At 45.0% G+C, this 25,386-nt stretch carries 18 protein-coding genes; 3 read left to right on the plus strand and 15 right to left on the minus strand.

The window, feature by feature from the left end:
* Positions 1-274 precede the first annotated feature (274 nt).
* Positions 275-706 carry an HIT family protein gene (locus tag RH86_RS01150; protein WP_009384446.1) on the plus strand — a complete coding sequence of 144 codons (432 nt, stop codon included), beginning with the start codon at positions 275-277 and terminating at the stop codon, positions 704-706.
* Positions 707-801: 95 nt separating this feature from the next.
* Here RH86_RS01150 and RH86_RS01155 read toward each other — a convergent pair whose 3' ends face one another.
* The 5 genes from RH86_RS01155 to znuA form a co-directional block, all read right to left on the minus strand.
* Entirely contained in the window at positions 802-1,032 is a 231-nt protein-coding gene (locus RH86_RS01155; protein ID WP_009384448.1) for a FeoC-like transcriptional regulator, read from the minus strand.
* Positions 1,029-3,299, minus strand: coding sequence for a Fe(2+) transporter permease subunit FeoB (feoB, locus tag RH86_RS01160; protein WP_009384449.1), 2,271 nt, complete (start codon positions 3,297-3,299; stop codon positions 1,029-1,031). Before feoB ends, RH86_RS01155 begins: the two co-directional genes overlap by 4 nt.
* A complete protein-coding gene (locus RH86_RS01165; protein ID WP_009384451.1) occupies positions 3,299-3,526 on the minus strand; it encodes a ferrous iron transport protein A in 228 nt (75 codons plus the stop codon). Before RH86_RS01165 ends, feoB begins: the two co-directional genes overlap by 1 nt.
* A 924-nt stretch (positions 3,527-4,450) precedes the next feature.
* Positions 4,451-7,825: a helix-turn-helix domain-containing protein gene (locus tag RH86_RS01170; RefSeq protein WP_009384453.1), complete on the minus strand. Its 3,375-nt coding sequence runs from the start codon at positions 7,823-7,825 to the stop codon at positions 4,451-4,453.
* 150 nt (positions 7,826-7,975) lie between these two features.
* Positions 7,976-8,854 (minus strand): zinc ABC transporter substrate-binding protein ZnuA, encoded by an 879-nt coding sequence (gene znuA / locus RH86_RS01175; protein WP_009384455.1) that lies wholly within the window; start codon positions 8,852-8,854, stop codon positions 7,976-7,978.
* 84 nt (positions 8,855-8,938) lie between these two features.
* On the opposite strand from znuA, the gene znuC reads away from it, so the two are divergent.
* Positions 8,939-9,727, plus strand: a complete 789-nt coding sequence (gene znuC / locus RH86_RS01180; RefSeq protein ID WP_009384457.1) for a zinc ABC transporter ATP-binding protein ZnuC — start codon at positions 8,939-8,941, stop codon at positions 9,725-9,727.
* Positions 9,720-10,505 (plus strand): zinc ABC transporter permease subunit ZnuB, encoded by a 786-nt coding sequence (znuB, locus tag RH86_RS01185; RefSeq protein WP_038219075.1) that lies wholly within the window; start codon positions 9,720-9,722, stop codon positions 10,503-10,505. Before znuC ends, znuB begins: the two co-directional genes overlap by 8 nt.
* Before the next feature lie 102 nt (positions 10,506-10,607).
* Here the strand turns inward: znuB and purF are convergent, their stop codons facing one another.
* The 10 genes from purF to fabB form a co-directional block, all read right to left on the minus strand.
* Positions 10,608-12,122: an amidophosphoribosyltransferase gene (gene purF / locus RH86_RS01190; RefSeq protein ID WP_009384462.1), complete on the minus strand. Its 1,515-nt coding sequence runs from the start codon at positions 12,120-12,122 to the stop codon at positions 10,608-10,610.
* Between the two features lie 35 nt (positions 12,123-12,157).
* The gene (locus tag RH86_RS01195) at positions 12,158-12,649 is read right to left on the minus strand and encodes a CvpA family protein (protein ID WP_009384464.1); all 492 of its coding nucleotides are present in this window, start codon (positions 12,647-12,649) and stop codon (positions 12,158-12,160) included.
* A gap of 62 nt (positions 12,650-12,711) precedes the next feature.
* A complete protein-coding gene (locus tag RH86_RS01200) occupies positions 12,712-13,263 on the minus strand; it encodes an SPOR domain-containing protein (RefSeq protein ID WP_009384466.1) in 552 nt (183 codons plus the stop codon).
* Positions 13,264-14,529 carry a bifunctional tetrahydrofolate synthase/dihydrofolate synthase gene (folC, locus tag RH86_RS01205; protein WP_009384468.1) on the minus strand — a complete coding sequence of 422 codons (1,266 nt, stop codon included), beginning with the start codon at positions 14,527-14,529 and terminating at the stop codon, positions 13,264-13,266.
* A 45-nt stretch (positions 14,530-14,574) separates the two neighbouring features.
* A complete protein-coding gene (gene accD, locus RH86_RS01210) occupies positions 14,575-15,501 on the minus strand; it encodes an acetyl-CoA carboxylase, carboxyltransferase subunit beta (protein ID WP_009384470.1) in 927 nt (308 codons plus the stop codon).
* Between the two features lie 219 nt (positions 15,502-15,720).
* A complete protein-coding gene (gene truA, locus RH86_RS01215) occupies positions 15,721-16,515 on the minus strand; it encodes a tRNA pseudouridine(38-40) synthase TruA (RefSeq protein WP_005598660.1) in 795 nt (264 codons plus the stop codon).
* Between the two features lie 168 nt (positions 16,516-16,683).
* On the minus strand, positions 16,684-21,462 hold the full coding sequence (locus RH86_RS01220) for a FimV/HubP family polar landmark protein (protein ID WP_009384474.1): 4,779 nt from the start codon (positions 21,460-21,462) through the stop codon (positions 16,684-16,686).
* Positions 21,463-21,669: 207 nt separating this feature from the next.
* A complete protein-coding gene (locus RH86_RS01225; RefSeq protein ID WP_005598656.1) occupies positions 21,670-22,683 on the minus strand; it encodes an aspartate-semialdehyde dehydrogenase in 1,014 nt (337 codons plus the stop codon).
* On the minus strand, positions 22,680-23,816 hold the full coding sequence (locus RH86_RS01230) for a 4-phosphoerythronate dehydrogenase (protein ID WP_009384476.1): 1,137 nt from the start codon (positions 23,814-23,816) through the stop codon (positions 22,680-22,682). The genes RH86_RS01225 and RH86_RS01230 overlap by 4 nt, the downstream gene beginning before the upstream one ends.
* A gap of 340 nt (positions 23,817-24,156) precedes the next feature.
* Positions 24,157-25,368 carry a beta-ketoacyl-ACP synthase I gene (fabB, locus tag RH86_RS01235; protein WP_009384478.1) on the minus strand — a complete coding sequence of 404 codons (1,212 nt, stop codon included), beginning with the start codon at positions 25,366-25,368 and terminating at the stop codon, positions 24,157-24,159.
* Positions 25,369-25,386: the final 18 nt, after the last annotated feature.

Raw genomic sequence — 25,386 nt, forward strand, 5'->3', positions numbered from 1 at the left:
GGAACGAACGTGATAGGGGATCCCGCTTTACTGTATAAATAGTAAAATCCGTTCCCTAGCTCGCTGTTGAAGATGATAGCGTTTAATTGTATCGCCGTTTATAGTTACGAAGATCAAAGCTTCGCCTATCATTCCTGCCAATCGAAATACCTCATTCGTCATTCCTTACAGTGAGGAACGAACGCGATAGGGAATCTTGCATTTAATCGGTAATAACCTAGCCACACCTTCCCTCCAACCTTATACTCAAGCAAAACAATTAATTGGAAAGACTATGAGCTTTGAACTTCACCCTCAACTGGCTAAAGACACCACGGTACTTGGTCACTTCCCACTTTGTGTCGCGCTTTTGCATAAAGACAACACGGTGCCATGGGTTATTTTGGTGCCACAGCGCAATAACCTGAAAGAATTGCACCACTTGCCTATGCATGAACAGCAGCAATTTCTGTTAGAGTCTCAAGCCGTCAGCCAAGCATTGGAAGCGACCTTCCAGCCAGACAAACTAAACCTTGGCGCGTTGGGTAACATGGTGTCACAACTGCACATCCATCACATCGCACGCTTCCAAACGGATGCAGCATGGCCAGGGCCGATTTGGGGTAACACTCAAGGCATTTTCCGCGATAATGAAGAACAACAACAGCTGCATACTCGCATTAGTAATGTACTCAGCCTGAGCAGCTTATTCAGTAAAGCGAAGTAGAGCAGTTCTTCGCTTTAAAAACAGGCTAGATACAAATAAAAACGCCACTCGATGAGTGGCGTTTTTATTATCCGGTGACTACTGAGGATGAGTCATTACATCATTACCGTCAAAGACAACCCATTTTGCTTATTGGCTGAATAGCGAACGCGAGTTACATGGTCAGCTTTATTGGTGTCAATCATACGCGATATCACACCTTTCTTAATCCAAACTGACAGCATCGCATCAACACCGTCTTCACTTAGGGCAAATTTTTTCGCCAATTCACTGCGCGAAGCACTCCCCTGTGCGTCAATGTGTTGCTTCAATTCAGTCAATATCATGCAATTTGTACCTCTAGCGTTTGTTGTTTCTTACCTGCCGCTTTCAAAGCACGATAAGTCAGGCCACCTATGGCTAAAATACCACCAATCCAAGCAGCACTTGTCGCTGGATGGTCAGCAAAGTGACTCGCTTGGTAATAAAGTGTTGCACTACCGTAAGCTAAGCCCATCGTCCACACCGCAATGAAACGGGCATATTTAGCGCCGAATTCACGCACATAAGCACCCATCGCAGCCACACAAGGCGTGTAGAGCAAGATGAAGATTAGGTAAGCAAATGCAGCATGGCTACTTGCAAAATAACCTTGTAGATTACCAAAGATTGACGCATCCACTTCTTGGTCTTCTGCTACCGCCGAACTATCGGTTAAGTCACCCACTTCGACGCCTAGTGGATCTGAATAGTTTAGACCCGCAAGGTTATCTGGAATGGTCATCACTGCCTCTTGAAGACTCGCGATTAGGTTGTATTCTGAGTCTTCGCCTTCAGATGGGGCATATAGACTGTTCAGAGTACCAACAACCGCTTCTTTAGCAAAAATACCTGTAATAATACCGACCGTTGCAGGCCAGTTATCTTCTCTTACACCCATAGGTGAGAAGATTGGCGTAACCACTTGCGACGCTTTCGATAGCACTGAGTTCTCACTGTCTTCGTTACCAAAGCTACCATCAGTACCGATCGAGTTAAGGAAACTTAGAATCGTCACAACCACGACGATGGTTTTACCTGCACCAAGCACAAAACGTTTCAGCTTTTGCCAAGTCTTGATCATCACGTTTTGCATGGTCGGCAATTCATAGTCTGGCATTTCCATCACTAGGCTGTCACTTGAACCTGGGTAAAGCGTCTTTTTCAACACATAGCCGGTAAATACAGCCGCGACAATACCGAGTAGGTATAGAGCAAATACGACGTTCTGACCACTTTCAGGGAAAAATGCCGCTGCAAACAACGCATAAACAGGTAGACGTGCGCCACATGACATAAATGGAGCCATAGAAGCCGCCAGCTTACGCTCACGCTCTTGATCAAGTGTACGAGTAGCCATGATTGAAGGTACGTTACAACCAAAACCTAGCACCAATGGCACAAATGCTTTACCGGGCAAGCCAATCTTCTGCATCACTTTGTCCAATACAAAAGCAGCGCGAGACATATAGCCAGAGCTTTCTAGAACAGCAAGAAATAGGTAAAGACAGGCAATCACTGGGATAAAGGTTGCTACTGTTTGAATACCGCCACCAACACCATCAGCAATTAGCGTTACCAGCCATACAGGCAAGTGACCATCTAGTAAGTAGTGTCCACCATCAACTAATACCGCACCCACACCAATATCAAAGAAATCGATGAATGAGCCGCCAACGTTAATTGAGAACATAAACATCAAATACATCACGACAAAGAAGAAAGGCACACCAACCCACTTATTAAGGATGATATTGTCAACTTTTTCAGTGAAGCTATGACTGAGCTTTCCTTCGCTACGACGTACTTTTTGACATTGTTGATGAAGGAATGTGTATTTCACATCAGCGACGTGTAAATCGATATCTAGATCGAGTGTGTGTTGAGCTTGAGAGATGATATCTCGTTGTTCCGATTTAACCGAATTAAGGACTAGAACGTCATTCTCTAACGCTCGAATAGCAAGCGCACGAGCGGCGACTTCTTGGCCCTCGAAAATAGGCATAACATTGCTAATTTCACGTTCAAATGCACTGTCGTAAGCCAACTTCAATTCGTCTAGCGTAACGCCTTGGACTACCAACTTGTGCAATAATTGCTTGAACTGAACCACTTGGCCTTTATTATTGGCCGAAATAGCAAACACAGGGCAACCCAGCATTTTTTCTAACGCTTTGGTATCAATCACCTGACGCTCGCGTTTAAGTGCATCCATTTTATTGAGCACCACGATCATTGGGCGACCCAATTCACGTAACTGCAATGTCATATATAAGCTGCGCTCGAGACACGTCGCATCAACCACATTGACGATCAAATCAGCCGGATGAGTAAGAACGGCGCGCGATGCAATAGATTCATCAATACTATTACCATCATTACCGCTATCAAGCGCGTAGATACCAGGAAGGTCGGTTAAGAAAAAGCTGTCACCAGAATGATTGAAACGACCTGTTTTTTTCTCGACGGTTACACCCGCCCAGTTACCCACTTGTTGCTTCGCACCGGTTAAACCGTTAAATAACGTCGTTTTACCACTATTTGGATTACCAACGGTTAGAATTTTATAGTCCATTACTTCACCTCGACCAAAATTGACGCGGCCATATTCGCGCGTACCGCAATAGAGACTCCGCGAACTTCAACTTGGATCGGATCTCCCATCGGGGCAAAACGAATTAGTTTGATCGGCGTGTTTGGCAGTAGCCCCATTACCATCAATTTTTTACGAACGTCATTTGAGAGTCTGTCAAAACCGATAATAATGGCTTCTTGCCCTTGCTGTAATTTTGATAATTCCATGGAGAGCCCAATAAGTTGAGTTGCTTTTAATAATGAGAGTTATTTTCATTTCTGTTAGGGATTTTAACTAAACCATTGGTTGCAATTCTTGTCTGAAATCAAATTTTGCGTTTTTAAAACCATGTTATGCACATGGTCTCACCGTTACTTTCGTTAAAAAACTAACGTCAAAAACGTCAAATTTAGTTTTTACTTAATCTCTCATTTATTTGTTTAATTCGATACATTTAGATTTTTAGGCAAATAACAATTTAAAATCAATAACTTAAAATCATGTCGTAAATCTTATGCTAAGTTGGCGTTAATTTTATAAAGAAAAAAAGTTCGAGACTTTATAGTGTTCTTCGTCGGGCAGCAAATGCCTTTTGACAATGAATTCCAGAGGTGGTGCCTAGCACCACTCCGGCAGCAAGCGAAGGTGTCCTTGACACCCGTGGTATAGTCCCCCCGGCTATACCACGATATTTTTTTCTCCCCTTTGGCAAAACATCATATTTTTCTGAAACTTAACCCCACTTTCTTGAAGTAGCCTCTCTAATAAACCCTTTAAATCGTTTTTTTTTAATGCAAATTTAGAAACTAGCGAATAAATTTCATTCGAACGATAACACCGAACTATCCTTTTGACTCATTTCTGTAAAATGACACGCTGTTTAATGCCCCTATACTGTGCATATATAACGCCATAACCATCCACTTAGAGCTCATGAGGTGCAGTTTGCTCAAGAGCATTGCTTAGAACTAAACATAGATTGCTGTTAACTCGTAACTCTAATAGCACTGTTGCTTCTAAAGATGTCACAGTTTAGGTCAGAAAGAATAGTCATCGAATTAAGTGATTGTTATCAAAAGGCTATCTCCATAAAAAAAGCGCTCAGCATTTCAACTGAGCGCTTTCTTTATCACAAATAATTGCTTGAAGGTCTAAATTCCGGAGCCTATTTCAATATGCGGGTCCTGCTCCTCAACAAACTGAGTTGGAGATACACCAAAACGATGTTTAAACCGTTGGCTAAAATAAGACGGATCGTTAAAGCCGCTGGCAAAGGCGACATCAGAGACTTTTTCTCCGGCCAAAAGACGTCGACAGGCATGATCGAGGCGAACTTCACTTAAATAGTCCGTAAAAGTTCGTTGAGTGGCACTTTTAAAGCGACGTTGTAAACTTCGTTCAGAGACAAACATCAACTTCGCCGCAGTAGAAGTACTAAAATCTGCATCAGCAAAATGCAATCTAACCAATTTTTCTAATTTGTCGATCCAAGGATCCGAACTTTGCGCAGACTCGCCACTGGAAAGTATTGATGGCATATCAGCAAGCTCCATCACCGAATTTTCGTCAAACCCTTGACTACTTTGCCACATCAACATCACGTGATTCTGCCCATCAGCATTTTGTAACGACAGTTTGCCACCACTAGCTTCAACTAAACTAACGACTTCTGCCCAGCTGCTGTCTTTTTCTTGTTCAATCACTAAGCCATGATCACGAATGGCAAGTGTCACACTCTCATCACAGTATTCAATACTGACATGGACAACTTGGTGTCTAAAACAACGTTTCACCAAACCATCCATCAATAAGTTAAATAAAACATCCAGATTAAAATATTCCAGCAATACATACTGGCCTTGCTGACTGCCTGCATCGATTTCTATACTGATCCCAGCTTTGGTAAAGTCGTCACGCCAGCCATCCAAAATAGATAAGAAAATCAGTGATAGATTGTACGCAGCTAACTCTTCACTTTGTGACTCTCTCACATTGATTAGCAATTCAAGCTCACTTGAAATTCTATCAATAATCCGATTTTGTTGACTCTCTTCTTGCCCAGATTGCGCGGACTTCGCATGAGAAAGACGTTCTCTAAACGATTGAATCGCTTGAGTGAAAATAATTCTTCTGACTTGAAGCTGCTTACGTAACTGGTGATTGTTAGTTAGCAAAATACGACTTTGATGCCGTAGCTGGTTGGTTTTCAAAGCCACCTGAGCCTTCAACTCGCGGTTAGATCGGTTCATCACTCGAGAACGGAAAAAAATAATAGCCGACAGTAAAACGATGATAACAAACACATACCCCGTAATGGCGGCTGCCGTAAGATACCAAGGCTCAGTCACGTAGAAAGCAATACTTTTAGTGCTCCCTCGTTCGACACCATTCACAACTGGCCGTACATAGAGCTCATGTTCTCCTGGAGCCAGGCCTTCCATTAAAATTTGGTAGCCATCCAACTGAGTCCAGTGCGTTTCATCATTGAGGCGGTACTCGAGTATCGAGCCATTCACATGTGGCAGTATGCCCATTTGAACACTAATCGAATCACCATAAGGCGCCACAATTTCGGCTTGCGAGATTGAGCCAAATGAAACTAAATTTTGATTGATTTTAACTTGTGAAAATATCACTTTCGCTTCAGGTAGAGGGCTAACGACTAAGTCTTCACTATTAACCCGAACAAGGCTATGCCACGATCCAAGTAACAATGATTCTGAATTAGAGACATCCGCTAGACAGAAGCCATTTTGAAACTCATTGTTGATCACACCAAATGGCTGGCTGTAGTGAGAGACAAACTTCCCTTCCATTGAATAGTGCGTTAAACCAGATGATGAGGTAAGCCACATCCCAGAATTATTTCTCAGCAAACATTGCGGATTGATATGCTCGTCAATCAATTTGAGGGGGACTAACTGGGCACTTCTTACATCGAGAATGTTGACGCCATAATTACTGGCAACCCAAACTTGGTCATTTTCTCCTTCTTCCATATCGAGCACCACACCAAACTTAGCGCTATCGGCAACAAAATGGATCTGTCCTTCTCGAAGCATATAGATGCCATGCTCAGTGCCGATCAATAAATGATCGTTACTTGAAACCATAAGAAAGGTAATACGCGAAGAAGTAAAACTCGACGAGAGCCAACTATCATCATATTCAGTCACCTTCTGATTAGTAATGTAATAACGCCATAGTTTTCCGCCACTCACTCCCCACAAGCTATTATCATTACCTCGCGCGAGATGTGATGTGCTTTTCTCGACCAATAGGTTTGGAAAACTAAAATCTTCATCGCGCTTACCGCTAATAGCATCGAACACCATCATTCCTTGCGAAGTCGCAACCCATAGTAAGCCATCCGCTTCAACGAGGTCATAAACCGAACCGCGATGAATAAACTGTTTGATACTTTCTTCACCGCTTTTTATTCGCTGTAACCCGTACTCAGAAAGCACCCAATACCCAGAAAGTTGCTCCATCGCAACCAAGTTTCTCAGTTGTCCATTACTGGTATCGTAATTAAAGCGATCCTGAAATTCATTGGTAGGAAAGCGTTCAAACTTATCACCAAACAACGAGTAATATTGAATACCTTTGTTGGTTGCTATCCATATCCCACCAACATTATCATTCACGATCGCATTGATTTTTCGTCCAACTAACGTGTAACCAGCATCTCTTTCACCTGAGTATTTGGTTATTTTCCCACTCAAGAATGAATAAACATACAAACCATTTTCTGTACCAATCCAGTAGGCTTGTTTCGTTTCAGCAAACGCAGTGATTTGTGGTGTAGGGATAATAAACTTAGGTCCACTACTGTCATGCAAATCAAACACCACAGCACCATTGCTCGTTCCAATTAGTAACTCTCGACGACTTTCAGAATAATATATTTGGGATATATTGCGATTTTTTGAACGAGAAACATGGCTAAAACCCGATGTTTCAGACAGGTAAACCCCACTTTGAGTGGCTAAGATCCATTTCTTTTTGACTTTGAGTGCATCATTGACATGAATCTTGGTCGCGTTGTTGAATTTATACAAACCCACTAGTGAATGGGTTTCCAGTTCACCGGTGGAAATTTGATAAGCATAAAAGTAGCTGTCGTCAGTAACCCAGATATAATCTTTATTACTACCGAGTTTGTTTATTTCACTGCCGGGAGGCAGACTAAAAACAACTTCACGTTGTTGGTGAGAAACCGAGCGGTAAACTCGGTTTGCTTGGTAAGTCCAAAAACTGTTTGCTTGAAACTTAAATTGCTCGGTTGGATAAGGTAAAACAGAACCTTGTTTAGGAGAGACTGTTCTTCCATCAAAAAACAATACTTTGTCTCGGACATCATGAATCCAGAGACCACCACCAGGAGCTAAAAAAAGTTGTTTTGCAGCAAAGATGCGGCCTTGATTCTCAGTCGGTAATGGATAAAACACCGATGGGTTAGAATCAAAAGCGGTCACAATATTTGAAAAAAAATAGAGCAGCACGGCCCAAAAAGCTTTTTTCACCAGCTAATTCCTTAGCAGCATAACGAAAAGCAAACAATGAGCGCGAATTCGCAGCGCTCAAGTATGAAATGTGCTGTTTATTCTATTGCATTCGTATCGCGAAGAACACCTAAACCGTTGTGTTTTATTGGAAAAACTATCAATAGAGATCTATTGCGCTAAACACGTGACAAAGTCACTAGCCATCTGATCAATAAATGTGAAGTAACTCCCTGCTTTGACCTCAACATCTGAGCCAATAGGATCTAATACTCCCACTTTAGCGCTACTTCCGCGTACAACAGACTCCACCACCGCTGGTGTAAATTGTGGTTCTGCAAAAACGCACTTTGCCTGCTTATCGGCTAATGCCGTACGGATACGAATCAAAGTTTTTGCCCCTGGCTTACGATCTGGGCTGACGGTAAAATGCCCCAAGTGATTTAAGCCGTAATCTTGTTCAAAATAACCGTAGGCATCGTGAAAAACAAAGTAGCCTACATTTTTTACCGGTGCTAAACGCTCAGTAAGCTGTTCTCGCTGAGTCGCGAGTCGCTGGGTGAAACGTTGATAATTTGCTTCATACTGTGTCGCGTGATCGCTATCAAGCTGCTTCAATTGCTCAGTGATTGCCTTGGCAACTTGTTGTGTTGGCTGGTAACCAAGCCAAAAGTGTGGGTCATGACTGCCATGATCGTGCCCATCATGATCGGCATGGTCTTCATCAAATTCATGCAGGGGTAAGCCATCAATTTTCGACAGTTCAAGAACATGTTCTTGCTTTGTCACGACCTTGTCTAAAAAAGGTTCCAAATCATGGCCGAACCAAATCACTAAATCCGCAGAGGCTACTTTTTTTACATCCGATGGACGCAGTGCATAGTCGTGTGGCGAAGCATTAGAATTAAGTAAGACTTCCGGTTGACCGACATCAATCATTAACTCTTGAGTGATCATCTGTATCGGCTTAATACTCGTTAAAACCACTGGCTCTTGAGCCATAGCTGTCGCACTGATTAATGCCAGTGCGAGGGTAATTCGTTTTTTCATCAGTTAACCACATTGTGACTTATAGAATTTGCAAGTCATAAATGTTACATTATAACAATATTCAATTGCAAATGAGTTCCATTCATGACCTCGTTAGTCGACCTTACTAATATTTGCGTTCAGTTCGGTGAACGCAAAGTACTCGATAATGTTAGCGTAAGCTTAAAAAGTGGCGAAATCACCACCCTTATAGGGCCAAATGGTGCAGGAAAATCGACACTGGTTAAAGTCCTGCTAGGTTTACAGCGTTGTTCACAGGGAGCCATTAACAAGCCAAAAGGGCTGAAAATCGGTTATGTCCCGCAAAAGCTCAAACTGAATGATTCTTTACCTCTCGACGTGGAACGTTTTTTACGCTTAGCGGGCCGCTATAGCCAGCAAGAAATTCAAGAATCACTTGGTTTGGTGGGGGCATCACATCTGCTCAAAGCCAATATGCATTCATTATCGGGTGGCGAAACACAACGCGTACTACTATCACGAGCTCTGCTCCAACGCCCACAGCTATTGGTACTCGACGAGCCAGCGCAAGGTGTTGATGTTCAAGGTCAAATTGATCTCTATGACTTAATTGATACTATCCGTCATCGCTTCCATTGCGCAGTCTTTATGGTCTCGCACGATCTGCATTTAGTGATGGCCAAAACCGACCATGTTATTTGCCTGCAGCATCATATTTGCTGCTCTGGTGCACCAGCCTCCGTCGCTCAGCACCCGAAATATATCGCACTGTTTGGCCAAGCACGCCAAGAGAAAATTGCCATTTACCATCATCAACACGACCACCACCACCATGACCTTTCTGGCCAACCCGTTAAAGGGGAAGGAGCATGTTGTGGAGACCATTCACACGGACACCATCACCATGATTGAGTTTTTACTGCCTTCCATTTTTGCAGGCCTTGGCATTGCGCTGATTGCAGGGCCACTCGGCTCTTTCGTCGTATGGCGCAAAATGGCTTATTTTGGCGATACATTAGCGCACGCTTCTTTGATGGGATTGGCCTTTGGTTTCCTATTGGATGTAAACCTCTATCTCGCGCTGGTTGTTTGTTGTCTCGCATTAGCGATCTTATTGGTTACCTTACAGCGTCAGCAACTCGTTGCAACCGACACTTTATTAGGAATTCTCGCTCACAGTTCGCTTTCTCTCGGCCTGGTTGCGGTGAGTTTTCTCGATAATGTTCGTATCGATTTGATGAGCTACTTATTTGGTGACTTACTGGCCGTTTCGCCAAGCGATTTGATCTTTATCTATCTCGGCGTCGCTGTGGTGGGTATCGCTTTAGCTATTTTTTGGCGTCCGCTACTCTCCTCAACAGTCAATGAAGAACTGGCTGCCGTAGAAGGCCATAATACCGATCTAATGCGGCTGATTTTAATGCTGTTAGTGGGCCTGGTTATTGCGGTTGGTATGAAGTTTGTTGGTGCCTTGATCATGACGTCACTATTGATCATTCCCGCTGCAACAGCTCGTCGTTTTTCTCGTACCCCTGAGCAAATGGCGATACTGGCCTCCATCCTTGGAGCGATAGCCGTCTTGCTTGGTCTGACACTCTCTTGGCACTTTGACACACCGGCTGGCCCTTCTGTGGTAATCAGCGCCAGCGCCTTGTTCCTACTCAGTCAATTAAAAAAATCGGTTTCGTAGCTAGGTTTTCCTCACTAGGTCAATCGGAACGCTTAGTTGACACTACTAAGAAGAACAAGCAAAAACGGCTTCCCTTAGGAAGCCGTTTTATCTCTATTCTAATTATGCGCCTTCGTTATACAACTCTAGGCTAGCAAGATCTTGCTGCAATTCAGCTTGTAATTTTGCATCATCGCTTCGTAGCGACTCTAAATACTCAAGATATTGCTGAGTAATATCGCCAGTCACGTACTCACCGCTAAATACCGACGTTTCAAACTTCGCAATATCTGAATTACCTAAACCAACTGCGCTAACTAAATCTTCTAGGGTTTGGAAGATAAGTTCGTCGGCACCGATTTGCTTACAGATTTGATCATTGTCGCGCCCATGAGCAATCAGTTCATTTGCACTTGGCATATCAATGCCATACACGTTCGGGAAGCGAATTTCTGGAGCCGCTGAAACCATGAAGACCTTGTTCGCACCAGAGTCACGTGCCATCTCAATGATTTGCTCAGAAGTGGTACCACGCACAATCGAATCATCCACCAGCAGAACATTTTTATCTTTGAATTCAGAACGAATAGCATTGAGCTTGCGACGCACCGATTTCTTGCGTTGCTGCTGACCTGGCATAATAAAGGTACGACCGACATAACGGTTTTTAACAAAACCTTGGCGATACGGTTTATCGATCAATTGGGCGATCTGCAGCGCGATATCACAAGATGTTTCCGGAATTGGAATCACCACATCAATATCAAGATGACTAAATTCATCACGAATACGCTCACCTAATTTTTTCCCCATCTCAACACGGGCAGAATAAACGGAAACTTTATCGATAAACGAATCTGGACGAGCAAAATAGACGAACTCAAACAAGCAAGGATTTAGCTCTGGGTGATCAGCGCATTGCTGAGTAAATAGCTCACCATCAAAAGTGGCATAAATGGCTTCACCCGGCAGAACATCACGGATGAAATCAAAACCGACCGCATCCAATGCCACCGATTCAGACGCCACCATGTATTCAGTGCGACCTTCCACTTCACGCTTACCTAGGCATAGAGGGCGAATGCCTTTAGGGTCACGAAAAGCAACCAGACCATGACCAATGATCATTGCTGTTACCGCATACGCACCACGAATAGTGCGGTGCACGTTCGTCACAGCGCGGAAAACATCTTCGGATGTCACATTACCTTTCACCATATCAATTTCATGCGCCAGTACATTAAGCAGTACTTCCGAATCAGAGGTGGTGTTTAGATGGCGACGATCTTTAGCAAACAACTTTTCACGCACATCATGTGCATTAGTCAAGTTGCCGTTGTGCGCGAGAGTGATTCCGAATGGAGAGTTTACGTAGAAAGGTTGGGCTTCTGAGACACTTGAACTGCCAGCGGTTGGGTAACGTACATGGCCGATACCAACGTCTCCTTGCAGTCTTTGCATGTGTTTTGCTTCGAATACATCTTTGACTAAACCGTTCGCCTTGCGCAGACGAAAACGATTGCTTTCTATGGTACAAATACCGGCGGCATCTTGGCCACGGTGCTGCAATACAGTCAAAGCGTCATAAATAGACTGATTTACAGGCGAAGTGCCCACGATTCCAACAATACCACACATGTCCTAACCCTCGATTTGCGATAATGGCTGGCGCGCTATGACGCGCCAGATAAGAAACTCGATGAAGCTTGTAGGTGTTCGAAAAACGGCTCAATGATTAACTTAAAGTGTGGAACCAGCTCCGAGCTTGTCCACCATTCGCTATCATTGAAAGTGGTGAAAGTATCAACGAAGAACAATACCACCGAAACGATCAGCACTCCTCGCAATCCACCAAATACGATACCTAACACGCGGTCGGTACCTGATAGACCCGTTTTCTGAATTAACTGCCCAAGTACATAGTTAACCAACGCTCCTACAATTAGCGTGGCAACAAACAGGGCAGCAATCGCTGCGCCATTGCGAAACATCTCATCTTGGATCTTGGTAAAGTAGACCGCCAAACGACTGTAATACTGACTGGCGATAAAAAATGCACCAAACCAAATAACCAATGACAATGCTTCTTTAGCGAAGCCGCGAACTAAGCTGATTAAAGCCGATAGGCCAATCACGCTCAAAATGACAATATCTAACCAATTCATGTGTATTCACATCTTCAGTTTGCGCGCATTTTAACAGAAAAAACGCTGACGCAAACGTTTTCTTAAGGATTTAACGGTTTAAATTTAAGCAATCGGCCTTTTGAGCCTGTGATTTTTTCGAGTTCCTTAATTTGGCTCTCGAGCTTATTTTTTGAAATATCTGGCCCAATAATCACGCGCGTAAAGCTATTATCTAGCTTGGTATGCGCCTGATAACCACGCTTTTGCAGATCTTTCACTACATTTTCCGCGTTCTCTGCATTTTTTAGCGCCATCAATTGAATGATCCAAGCACTCTCTTGGTATTCATTGCGTTCTGGTACTTCTTTTACCACCACCGGCAACGGTTTATTTTCAAGTTGAGCTTGCTCACCCTGATCTGCTACCTCTAATGTAACTTCCACTGGTGTTGGTGGTAATGCTGCGCTGTCGTCTTCTGGCTCCAGCACTTCGAACGTTTCCACATCACTTTGCAACTCCGGTTTAATCGGAATGCTAGCGATCTCTTCTTGGTAATGTGTTTTTTTGCCATCTAATACATCCGGCAACACGATCACACCAATCGAGACCAAAATAATGGTGCCGACAAGGCGGTTTTGAAATTTACTTGCCATTTATTCTCCTTTGCTCTGCCAGTATTCAAGCACTTCACCAACGGTATGGAATGATCCCACAACAATGATGACATCTTGCTGGTGAGCCTTTGTCATTGCCGCTTCAAATGCAGCGACAGGCGTGGCAAATTGCGCTTGTTCTGCACCTAAATAACGACATAATTCTTCGGCTTTTGCCGCTCGAGGTCCCGTAAGTGAGGCTGGGTACCAATGGCTAGCCACTGGCGCTAAGATTTCAAGCGTCGATTTAATGTCTTTGTCATGCAACATCGCTACCACCATATGAATGGTGTGCTGCGGGTATTGCTGTTGCAATCGCTCGACTAAATATTGGGCTGAGTGCGGGTTATGGGCAACATCAAGTAGCACCGTGGGTGCTTGATGAATGACTTGCATACGACCCGGCAGTGAGGCATTGCGTAGACCATTCACGATATTGACATCAGAGAGGTCTAGATGCGCACTGGCGAGCGCCATCAGTGCTGTTGCAGCATTAGGTAAAGGTAGGCTTGGTCGCGGTAAGTCATCTAACTGAAAACGGCCATGGCTCCAACACCAAGTGTTGTTGTCCGTGAGTGCATAGTCATACTGAATGCCGACTTGGAACAACTCGGCCTTTATGTCATCTGCATGAGCCGCAACGGTTGCGGGCGCTTTAGGTTGACCACAGATAGCGGGTTTGCCGCTACGAAAAATACCCGCCTTTTCAAAGCCAATCACGTTGATGTCGTCACCAAGCCAATCAACATGGTCAATGGCCAAACTGGTGATGACACACACATCATGATCAACCACGTTGGTGGCGTCTAATCGCCCACCTAAACCCACTTCAAGTAATACCACATCCACTTTTTCACTTTGAAATAAGCGCAAAGCAGCAAGGGTGCCAAACTCAAATAAGCTTAAACTGATGTCACCACGTTGCTGTTCAACAAAGTCGAAAGCTTGGGTATGTTTTTCATCACTAAGATCAACGCCATTAACGCGAACGCGTTCATTGTAGCGAATGAGATGTGGGGAACTATAAACGCCAACCGAATAACCAGCATCGAGTAGAATGGCTTCCATCAATGCACAGGTAGACCCTTTACCGTTGGTACCGGCAACCGTAATCACCGTCGGTGCGGGTTTGGTCAATTGGGCTTTATTTGCGACGGCTTGAACTCGGTCGAGACCAAGATCAATCGCTGAGGTATGTAGCTCTGCTAAATAATCAAGCCACATCGCAAGTGGGGATGTGGCTTGAGGAATTTGGGATTGAATCATCTAACTTTAACCAATAAATCCGTGGTTGTTTGTTAGTGAGATACTTTACCCTTTTTCGTCGGCTTCTGGTACAGAATACTCAGCTTCTTGTGGAGAATCATCCACAGAAACGACCAACGGTGATGCGTTATTGGTCAATTTAGCTAAAAGGCTACTCACGCGTTGACGCATTTCTCGGCGATCGACGATCATATCAATCGCACCATGCTCAAGTAGGAACTCACTGCGTTGGAAACCTTCAGGAAGATCTTCACGTACCGTTTGTTCAATAACGCGGCGACCAGCAAAACCGATCAGCGCTTTTGGCTCGCCGATATTAATGTCACCCAGCATTGCCAAACTTGCAGATACACCACCCATGGTTGGATCAGTCATAACCGAGATAAAAGGTAAGCCCTTCTTCGATAAACGCTCTAGTGCCGCACTGGTTTTCGCCATTTGCATTAGAGACACCAGTGCCTCTTGCATACGTGCGCCACCAGAAGCAGAGAAACAAACTAGACCGCAGTTGTTTTCCATTGCCGCTTCAACAGCGCGAACAAAACGGGCACCAACAACAGAACCCATTGAGCCACCCATGAACGAGAATTCGAATGCACAAGCAACCACAGGAACACCGATTACTTCACCTTGCATCACAACAAGGGCGTCTTTCTCACCACTGGCTTTTTGTGCTGCAGACAGACGATCTTTATAACGCTTTGAATCTTTAAACTTCAGCTTATCTTGTGGCTCAAGTTCATTCGCAAGTTCAACGCGATTGTTTTCATCTAGGAACGTTTCCAAGCGACGACGTGCCTTCATACGCATATGATGGTCACATTTCGGACATACTTCTAGGTTACGCTCTAGTTCAGCATGGTAAAGCACCTGTTCACATGATGTACACTTAGTCCATACCCCTTCTGGGATCGATGCTTTACGTGAACTAACGATATTGCTTTTTTCTAAAATCTTTTCAAGCCAACTCATGGAAGACCTTTTCTCTATCACTCTTTCGCGCCATGCAAAAGATATAAAAACTGAATTTATGCGTGAGGATTAAAGCATATAAAATGCCAAGTGTAGACAAAAAACTGGTTGTACCTATTTTTGCTCACTCACGCATTCGCTTTATTGACTCTTCACACACCGTCTCTCATTGAACTAATAAAACATAATTTCTATTTATTATGAATAGATTAGCGAGATTTAGTTCAAATTATCTGGCAAAAATAGCGGGCCGATCGGTGCACGAGGCAATCCATACTCTTGCGGATAATCCACATCGACTAAATAGAGCCCTTCCGCTTTCGCCGTTGCCCCAGCTAACTTACGATCTTTGGCTTTAAGCAGCCAATCGATCCATTCCGGCTCTTGCTCACCGCGGCCGACGCACAGCAAGCTGCCGGTGATGTTGCGCACCATATGGTGAACAAAGGCGTTAGCTTTAATATCGATCACCACATATTGCCCATGACGCGTCACGTTCAAATGAATCATATTGCGCCAAGGCGTTCGTGACTGACAATGGATCGCACGGAAAGAGGTAAAATCATTCTCACCTAACAAGTATTGGCCTGCCTGATGCATTTTGACTTCGTCCAATTCACCATGGTAGTGGCTCACTCCAGAATGCAAAATACCTGGTCTTAGCTTGCTATTAAATATGATGTAGCGATAGCGACGAGCTGTCGCGGCGAAACGCGCGTGAAACTCATCCGACACTTCTGTTGCCCAACGAACCGCGATGTCTTTTGGCAAATTAGCATTAGCACCCATAGTCCAAGCCACCATTTTTCGGCTGGCTGTGGTATCAAAATGCACGACTTGACCCGTACCGTGCACACCAGCGTCAGTACGACCTGCACACTGTACTTCTATGGGATGATTGGCGACTAAACTTAATGCACGTTCAAGCTTTTCTTGCACGCTTTGAACTTCTCTTTGACGTTGCCAGCCAAAGTAGTGAGTGCCATCATACTCAATACCTAAAGCGATTCTCATCTTGGACTCTCTTGGAATATGGGTCGGGCAGTATAGCGAAACTGACCATGGCTTCAAGTGGCCGCCCGGTAAAGTTCGGTTAAATTTCCTAGCTCAACTCATTTATAGATCAAGCTATTATGGATATCACTCTTAAAGATAAAGGGGCTTTCGCCCCTTTATTGTTTGTTATCGACCATTAATTGCGTCAATTAGGCGCTTCGCCTCACGGCGAATGTCGTCGTTACCATCGACGATGGCCTCTTCCAACAGTTTTTTAGCACCACTAGCGTCGTTCATTTCCATGTAGATTTTAGCCAGATCGAGTTTACCCGATGCTTCCGCATTACTATCGACATCAATATCAGACATCTGACCTATCACATCAGGGAAATCACTTAAACCGACATCTAACTTTAGCGCTTCTTCGTCTGGGTTAAACAGCCCTTCTTCGCGGTCCACCTCTGCCATCAATTCGTCAATAGTGCGATATTGATTGTCACGTGGATTGAAGTCGATCAGGCCGTCTTGATTTTCCCAATCTTCGTTTGAGATTTTTGCTTGAGCAGGCTGGTTACCTTCATCCCAAGCATGGCGATCTTCTTCTGGAATATCATCCGAAATAGACGCTTGTAACTCAGGAGAAAGACTAAAGCCATTCCAATCTTCGCCGCCCATTTCCAGCATGGCATCGATATCCATCCCAGCCGAATCACTGGCACGCTGATCAATCGGTTTCTCTACTGGAGTATAGCTATCATCGCCTTCTGCAAGTAATTCATTAAACGCGCTTTCATCATAATCAGACTTAATCGCTGTATTATCTCTATGCTCTTGAGGTTCCAGCGGAGCAGGTTCTAGAGATGGAGCATCACCAAATAAACCAGACAATACGTCTTGTTCATCTAAACGTTGGTCCAACTCAGCATTATCAATGTCAACAGGCTCAAGATCGTTAAAATTGAAGCTCGGCGCTCTTTCTGGTTCTTCTGCAGTACTTGTTTGCAGCTGTTCACCATCGCGAATCTCTGCTGGTTCTTGCTCTGCCGATCCTTGCTCAGCCGCCTCCGCTTCTACAGGGTCTGCAGCAGTATCAAACTCAAACACTTCATCAGACTGCGTTTGAGGCAGCTCTTGAGTCTGTTCTTGAGATAATTCTGGCGCTGGCTCTGGCGTCTGAGTAACGACTTCATTTGCTACAGGCGCTTCTGCAAGCGCGACATCAGAGTCTTGCTCCATTTCGGCTGTCGCATCGGCCAATGCATCCGCTTCACCATATTCAGGCAACTCAAGATCATCAAAGCTAAAACGAGTTTCACCATCAACATCACTTAACTCTGACTCAGAATTGAACGCGGGGTCAGTTGATAACTCATTGGCCATGGATGCGGCTTGATTTGGCATTTCAGCCTTGAAATCCGCTATTGCATCGTCTTCGCCATACTCTGGTAGATCTAAGTCATCAAAATCAAAACGTTCTTCAGCGTCTGATTGAGCGATTTGTGGCTCAGTTTCTAGTGCTTCAGTTTGCTGCTCAATAGGCGCTTCGCCGGAATCTCTTTTGTCGTTGGCAATCTCTTCGTTAGCCATGTTTTCTGGGCTGACAGTTTCTGTGCTATGAGCTTCATCACTAGCAGCTTCATTGTCATAAACGCCGTCACCGATAATTTCGTCGAACGCATCTGATGATGCAGCCTGACTCTCGTCTTGCGGCTCATCTAGGGCTTCTTCACTCGCACTTGAAGATGATTCATTCGCTTGTGCATCATCAGCAGCTGGATGCTCAACAGCGTCAGTTAACGCTTCTTCTTCACCAAATTCAGGTAACTCAAGTTCATCAAACTCAAATGGTAGATCGTTTGCAACATCAACTGACTCAGCTTGTTCCTCATGCTCTGGCTCTGGCTCTGGCTCTGGCAATGGAGCGTCAGGCGCATCGACAGAATCAATGTGTTGAGAACCATCACCTTCGCTAGCGACAGGTTCCACCTCTGCAACGTCGGCTGTCTCGGCATCTTGCTCAACAAAATCGAACTCTGGCTCAAATTCAGATTCAGCTGATTGAGCAGGCTCTGGCGTTAACGGTTCATTGTGTGAATCGTCAATTTGAGCGGTTTCATTCACTTGCTCAAGTGGCGCAGCAGGCGTTTGCTCTTGTAGCGCCGCTAATGCATCTGCGGTGTCACTATCACCATCAAACAACCAATCATCATCACTTGGCGTACCAAATTCGTTATCAACCGTTGGCAGTGCCGCTTTCGCTGGCTCTGGCTCTGGCTCTGGCTCTGGCTCTGGCTGGGAGGATTCATTCACACTTTCCGCAGTGTCAAGTGCTGGTGATACTAGTTCGTCGTCTTCCACTTGGTCAAAATTGAACTCACCAAGCAATGGATCCGATTCTGGCGCCACATTGAGCATGTCATCCAAAAAGTCATCGCTCGAAAACGCTTTTTCTTCTTCAACAACTGACTCTTCAATATGTCCTAGCTCATCGTTAAGCGCTGCAGGCTCGGCTTGTTCGTCAAGTGTTGGCTCTTCCGCCTCTGTGCCTGTTGATGCAAGCAGCTGTTCGATTTCATCATTACTTGGCTGCGCATCTGGTGCTGATTGCACCTCACTTGCCGCTTCTAACGTTGCTAAGCTATCTTCCGACTGAGTTTGTTCAGGCTGGCTCTTTTCAATTTCAAGCAGCTCTTCAAACAGATCAATACCATCGTCACCGAAATCATCAACCGATAAATCTTCTGCGCTTAACGACGCATCATCGTTGTCACTATGATCATCAAGAAGTTCATCGAGTAGAACCGTGCTATCGGCGTCATACGCCGACTTAGCGGTACTTTCCTCTAACTCTTCTTCATCCAGCAACTCATCCAACATGGAGACTGAGTCGAGATCAAACGCAATATCGTCTAAGTCATCAGCTTCTGAGGCTAAACTCTCTTCACTTTGCGACTGTGGTTTTTCCGCAAGGTTAGGCTCTTCCGATTGAGCTTCTAAGTTCGGCTCAACTTCACTGTCTAGCTCGTCCTCTTCTCCTAATAACTCATCAAGCATCGCCGTGGAGTCATCAGACAGTTGCAGTGTTTCCTCTTCATCACTGTCGTCTAACCATTCATCCAGCAGATCAATACTTTCTTCATCAGAGCCGAGATCGAAACCATTTTCATCAGAATCAAGCAGCTCATCGAGCATTTGAGTATTCGTCAGCTCTGATTGGCTATCTTCCGCAGACTCGGTGAACAGTTCATCAAACAATGCGTTACTTTCATCTTCTAATTTCTGTAATGCTTCATCTGGTTGTTCAGTCGCTGAAATGTCGGATTCAAGTGACTCAGAAACACTCTCTTGCTCCGCTTGTACTTGGGCGAATAGGTCATCAATATCGCTATCTGAAGTAATCGTTTGATTTAATGGCTCGCTATCATCACTTAAATCAAATCCTTCAGGATCATCAAGCAAATTATCAAATGAGAATGCGTCATCACCTTCAGCGCTTTCACTGAGCAACTCATCGAGCATCGCTTGTTCAGCGCTATCTTCGTCCTCATCAATATCGTCAAGCGCTGAGCTAAACAGATCATCAAGCTCACTTTGGCTCACGCCAGTGTCTGAAAGATCGAAACCGTCGTCATCTTCCGATGAATCTTCGATGACTACATCATTGAGCGCACGCTCCATCTCTTCAAGGCCAAGCGCTTTTTCACCACTATCTACGCTGATGCCATTGGAGCTGACATCAAACGACGCCAAGGACTCATCGAGATCGCCGTCATCATCAATAGCGGCAAATGGGTCGCTGTCATCGTCATCATCAAGGTTGAAATCGAGCGTACTGTCATCTAACCCAGCAAAGATATCCGTTTCTTGCGTCGTTTCGATGTCACCATCAAGCTCATCTGAGAACAAGGTTTCGTCATCACTTGACTCACCAAACAGATCATCATCCAGATCCAGTTCATCTTCGACGTCATCATCAAGAGCACCAGCGGCCAAAGGTGCCATTGACGCAGCGGCAGCCATTGATGGCAGAGAATTATCGTTTTGTTCTGCTTGAGCCTGTGCTTGTGCCTTTTTACGACCAAGCAATAGCACGATCATCAGGCCAATCAAAAGACCAGGAACGATGGCAAGCCCAGCAACCAGCCAGCCATTGGAAAGAATATTGTCCAATGTACTTGGGGCATTACTTTGTTGTTCGGCAACGCGTAAACGTTCTGCTTCTAATAGTTTTTCCACTTCTGAGCGAATGCGATTTTCATCACCCAGCTCTTCTTTTAAGCCATTAACTTCAGTTTGCACCTCTGCCAGCATCAAGCGTAGGCGATGATTCTTCTCTTCCAGCGCGGTTAACTCGGATTCAGAACTGGTCAGTTGCTGCTCTAAAGCCTCGACTTGTGGCGCTTTATTAACAGGAGTTGGCTTAGTGGCTTGTGGTTTAATGCTTGGTGCCGTGCTCGTTTGAGATGGCGTAACCTGAGGCTTTGATACGGGCGGTTTAGTCGTTTGTGGTTTCGCTTTATCGCCTGCCGATTCATTGCCATCTAGACGCGCTTGATGCAAGTTCATAATACGAACCGCTTCATCAGTCGAAACGCTCTGTACCTGTGCTAACGAAGGAACACGAATGGTGCTACCTGGGATCAAAGTATGAATATTCTGATTTTCAAACGCTTGCGGGTTGAGCTGATAGATCGCCAGCAGCGTCTGTTGCACCGACACATGATTAGACGGTTTAAGACGCGATGAGATTCCCCATAGGGTGTCTTGCCCTGAGGTTGGTCCATAGAAGCGTGAAGGTTCACTCGCGACCGATGAATGGCGCGTAATCTGTTCAGAGTATTGTGGCGAGTTTTGCAGCTCACCATTTGGCCCTGTCAGGCGAATACTTTCTGCACTTACGATGTTTGTCTGAGTCACGGCTACTAAGGCGATTGGCATTAGGAGACGTTGGAGAATTCGACGCATATATGGCTCAGTTAGGTGCTCGTGGGAAATAAATTTAGTGATCTGCTAAATATATCGGATCATGAGGGCAAAACTATAGCCGTTGTGGCAAAAAATGTGTCCCTAGCTTAATAATCGCATTAATCTCACACATTTTTTTCAAGATTGATTAAAAAAGCCCCGCGTAAACGCAGGGCCTATAGAGTTTGCTAAGCAATAGTATGACTATTAGTAGTAGTCACGAATCAGTACTTCGGCAATTTGTACCGCGTTTGTCGCCGCGCCTTTGCGCACGTTATCGGCGACAACCCATAGGTTTACACCACTGTGGTGGCTGATATCGTTGCGGATTCGGCCAACCATTACATGGTCTTTACCACCAGCATCACGAACTTGAGTCGGGAAGTCATCACCTTGGAACACTTCAACGCCTTCAGTATTTTCCAGCAGTTGGATTACATCTTGAGCATCAATTGGCGCACAAGTTTCAACATGAAGTGACTCTGCATGGCCGTAGAATACCGGTACACGTACACACGTTGGGTTTACTGTGATACCTGGATCGTTGAAAATTTTCTGCGTTTCCCACACCATTTTCATTTCTTCACGGGTGTAACCGTTTTCCATCATCTGATCGATTTGTGGAATACAGTTGAACGCGATCTGTTGCGAGAAGTGTTCGCTTTCTGCTGGCACACCGTTCAGCAGGCGCGCAGTTTGGCCGGCTAATTCATCAATACCCGCTTTACCCGCACCGGATACCGATTGGTAAGTTGAAACGTTAATACGCTCAATACCCACAGCATCTTGAATCGGTTTTAGAGCCACAACCATTTGAATGGTCGAACAGTTCGGGTTTGCGATGATGTTACGGTTACGGAACTCAGCAATGGCTTCTGGGTTTACTTCTGGCACAACCAGAGGAACATCATATTCATAACGGAATTGTGAGGTGTTATCGATAACCACAACGCCTTCATCAGCCGCAATCGGTGCCCACTTTGCAGAAAGCTCAGCGCCCGCTGAAAATAGTGCGATATGAACTTGAGACCAATCAAAATCTTCAACATTTTCTACGCGTACAGTTTTTCCATTGAAGCGGCTAGTTCGACCTTCACTGCGCTCACTGGCCAGTAGGTAAATGTTACCGACTGGGAACTTGCGCTCTTGCAATACTTCTAGAATGGTTTCACCGACAGCACCTGTCGCACCAAAAACGGCCACGTTATATTGTTGGCTCATTTAATTACCTCAACTTGAAAACCTAATTTCGCTAGCGGTGCCAAATTACACTCTGAATCACCGACTAACTTTACAGCGCCATATTCACGACGATCCCAATACGTTTTACGCATTTGATCGAAAGCGCCTGGCTGTTGGATTTGACGGCGGAATAATGCGTCGTCTTTACGCACATCATAGATGATTTGCGTTAAATTGTGCAGTGTCGCTTCATCCCAACCACGATCTAACGTTAGTTGCGGAATCGGCGCGACGGGCAGTAGCTCTTGTGCGCTGGCCACCAAAGGCTCATCTAAATACTCACAATAACTATTAAAAATCATGGTCGTGCCACGTGCCTTGCCCTCTAAACCGTAGCCTGCAACGTGCGGGGTGGCGAATGCTAACAGAGGAAGAAGTGCCATATCAACATCTGGTTCAAATTCAAATACGTCCAAAGCCGCGGTAAAGCCATCTTTTTTCTCGAGACGTTGTTTTAGTGCTTGGTTGTCAACCACCGGGCCACGCGCAGCATTGATTAAAATTTGGTCACCGCGTAACGTATTCAATACCTGTTCATTGATCAAGTGGTGAGTGGCATAATTCCCTTCACGGGTGATTGGCGTATGCAAACTGATAATGTCTGCACGCTCTAGCAGCTCATCCAACTCAGTAAACTGACGGGTGTCGCCGTCTCGCTGCTTAGGCGGATCATTAATGAGTACGTTAATCCCGATCCCTTCTAAGCATTGCTGTAAATAGCTACCAACTTGACCAGCGCCAATAATACCGACGGTTTTATCGAAGACCGAAAAACCCTGCTGTTGCGCCAGTACCATCATGACACTGAAGACATATTCCGCCACACCGACCTTGTTACAACCAGGCGCCGCGGTGAAAAAGATGCCTTTCTCCATCATCAGTGCTTGGTCAACATGATCCATGCCTGCGGTTGCGGTACCGACAAACTTAAGCTTGTTCGCTTTCGCGATCAATTCAGCATTTACCTTAGTGACTGAGCGGATCATCAATGCATCAACATCGATCAAGTCATCGGCAGTTAAGCTACGACCTGGCTTCAAAATCACTTCGCCTAATTGGCTAAAAAGCGCCTCAGCATAAGGCATGTTTTCATCTATAAGAATTTTTTTCATCTGCGTGAATTCGTCGGTTGGGGATTAATCGGCAAAACTTTCTGTCTAGAAGAGTGTTATACCAGCTCTGTTGCGTAGATGTACACCTGCGGATGAGAGAAAGTCATCATCTCTTCTGGTCAAGATGGGGAAATTCATTGTGCGATGTGCTTAGTGGCCGAAAGATAACAATATTCGACGCATAAAAAACCGGCCTCAATTGAGGCCGGTAAGATCCAGAACAAAAGGAATTTGACTCGCTCTCCATGAGCCAAAATCTGCGTCTGTTCGACTTAAGCATTACCTAAGTCAAGCTCTGGAAACTGGCTGCCATGCCAACCACGTTGACTGGCAAAATCAGTTAACCTTGATATTTTTTAATCACAAGCGTCGCGTTTGTGCCACCAAAACCAAAACTGTTTGACATCACAGTGGTAAGCTCGGCTTCGCGCATTTCTGTCACGATATCTAGGCCAGCTGCCGCTTCATCGAGGTTATCAACGTTAATGCTTGGCGCAATAAAGTTGTTGTGTAGCATTAGCGTTGAGTAAATCGCTTCGTGTACACCCGCTGCACCAAGTGCGTGACCTGTCATCGCTTTGGTTGCTGAAATTGCTGGGCTGTTGCCACCAAATACTTGTTGGATAGCACCAAGTTCTTTCACGTCACCCACTGGCGTCGATGTGCCGTGTGTGTTGACGTAATCAACACCATCAACGGCTGCCATTGCCATGTTCATACAACGTACTGCGCCTTCACCTGATGGTGCTACCATGTCGTAGCCATCTGATGTCGCGCCGTAACCTACGATTTCACCATAGATTTTCGCGCCACGAGCCAATGCGTGCTCAAGCTCTTCGATCACCATCATGCCGCCGCCGCCAGAGATAACGAAACCATCACGGTCCGCATCATAAGTGCGCGATGCTTTTTCTGGAGTATCGTTATATTTGGTCGATAGTGCGCCCATCGCATCGAACATCATCGTCAATGTCCAATCCAACTCTTCACCACCACCAGCAAATACGATGTCTTGCTTACCTAATTGGATAAGCTCCATTGCGTGGCCAATACAGTGTGCTGATGTGGCACACGCAGAACTCATTGAGTAGTTCACGCCGCGGATTTTAAATGGGGTTGCTAGACAAGCTGAAACCGTTGAAGACATAGTACGAGGTACCATGTAAGGACCAACACGCTTTACGCCTTTCTCGCGAAGAATATCTACAGCTGCCGCTTGGTTTAATGATGATGCACCACCTGAACCTGCGACGATACCTGTACGGTCGTTAGAGACTTGATCTTCGGCTAAGCCTGCGTCTTCAATTGCTTGCTGCATTGATAGGTATGCATAAGCCGCCGCATCACCCATAAAGCGCATCTGCTTACGATCAATATGCTCTGCAGGGTTGATTTTAAGATCACCCCATACTTGTGAACGTAGACCTTTTTCTTTGAACTGCTCTGAAGCAGTGATGCCAGATTTACCCGCTTTTAGAGACGATAAAACTTCTTCGACGTTGTTACCGATACTTGAAACAATACCCATACCGGTGATTACGACTCGTTTCATTATGACATTCCTATAATT

The sequence above is a fragment of the Vibrio sp. N418 genome, assembly GCF_000222565.1.
In the GTDB taxonomy this organism is placed as follows: Bacteria; Pseudomonadota; Gammaproteobacteria; order Enterobacterales; family Vibrionaceae; genus Vibrio; species Vibrio scophthalmi.

What these genes read in the sequence shown, in the direction of transcription:
- znuB (WP_038219075.1), top strand. Translation starts at nt 9,720, where the DNA reads ATGATTGAGTTTTTACTGCCTTCCATTTTTGCAGGCCTTGGCATTGCG.
- znuC (WP_009384457.1), top strand. Translation starts at nt 8,939, where the DNA reads ATGACCTCGTTAGTCGACCTTACTAATATTTGCGTTCAGTTCGGTGAA.
- RH86_RS01165 (WP_009384451.1), bottom strand. Translation starts at nt 3,526, where the DNA reads ATGGAATTATCAAAATTACAGCAAGGGCAAGAAGCCATTATTATCGGT.
- feoB (WP_009384449.1), bottom strand. Translation starts at nt 3,299, where the DNA reads ATGGACTATAAAATTCTAACCGTTGGTAATCCAAATAGTGGTAAAACG.
- RH86_RS01195 (WP_009384464.1), bottom strand. Translation starts at nt 12,649, where the DNA reads ATGAATTGGTTAGATATTGTCATTTTGAGCGTGATTGGCCTATCGGCT.
- RH86_RS01220 (WP_009384474.1), bottom strand. Translation starts at nt 21,462, where the DNA reads ATGCGTCGAATTCTCCAACGTCTCCTAATGCCAATCGCCTTAGTAGCC.
- accD (WP_009384470.1), bottom strand. Translation starts at nt 15,501, where the DNA reads ATGAGTTGGCTTGAAAAGATTTTAGAAAAAAGCAATATCGTTAGTTCA.
- RH86_RS01225 (WP_005598656.1), bottom strand. Translation starts at nt 22,683, where the DNA reads ATGAGCCAACAATATAACGTGGCCGTTTTTGGTGCGACAGGTGCTGTC.
- RH86_RS01155 (WP_009384448.1), bottom strand. Translation starts at nt 1,032, where the DNA reads ATGATATTGACTGAATTGAAGCAACACATTGACGCACAGGGGAGTGCT.
- RH86_RS01200 (WP_009384466.1), bottom strand. Translation starts at nt 13,263, where the DNA reads ATGGCAAGTAAATTTCAAAACCGCCTTGTCGGCACCATTATTTTGGTC.
- purF (WP_009384462.1), bottom strand. Translation starts at nt 12,122, where the DNA reads ATGTGTGGTATTGTTGGAATCGTGGGCACTTCGCCTGTAAATCAGTCT.
- folC (WP_009384468.1), bottom strand. Translation starts at nt 14,529, where the DNA reads ATGATTCAATCCCAAATTCCTCAAGCCACATCCCCACTTGCGATGTGG.
- znuA (WP_009384455.1), bottom strand. Translation starts at nt 8,854, where the DNA reads ATGAAAAAACGAATTACCCTCGCACTGGCATTAATCAGTGCGACAGCT.
- RH86_RS01230 (WP_009384476.1), bottom strand. Translation starts at nt 23,816, where the DNA reads ATGAAAAAAATTCTTATAGATGAAAACATGCCTTATGCTGAGGCGCTT.
- RH86_RS01150 (WP_009384446.1), top strand. Translation starts at nt 275, where the DNA reads ATGAGCTTTGAACTTCACCCTCAACTGGCTAAAGACACCACGGTACTT.
- fabB (WP_009384478.1), bottom strand. Translation starts at nt 25,368, where the DNA reads ATGAAACGAGTCGTAATCACCGGTATGGGTATTGTTTCAAGTATCGGT.
- truA (WP_005598660.1), bottom strand. Translation starts at nt 16,515, where the DNA reads ATGAGAATCGCTTTAGGTATTGAGTATGATGGCACTCACTACTTTGGC.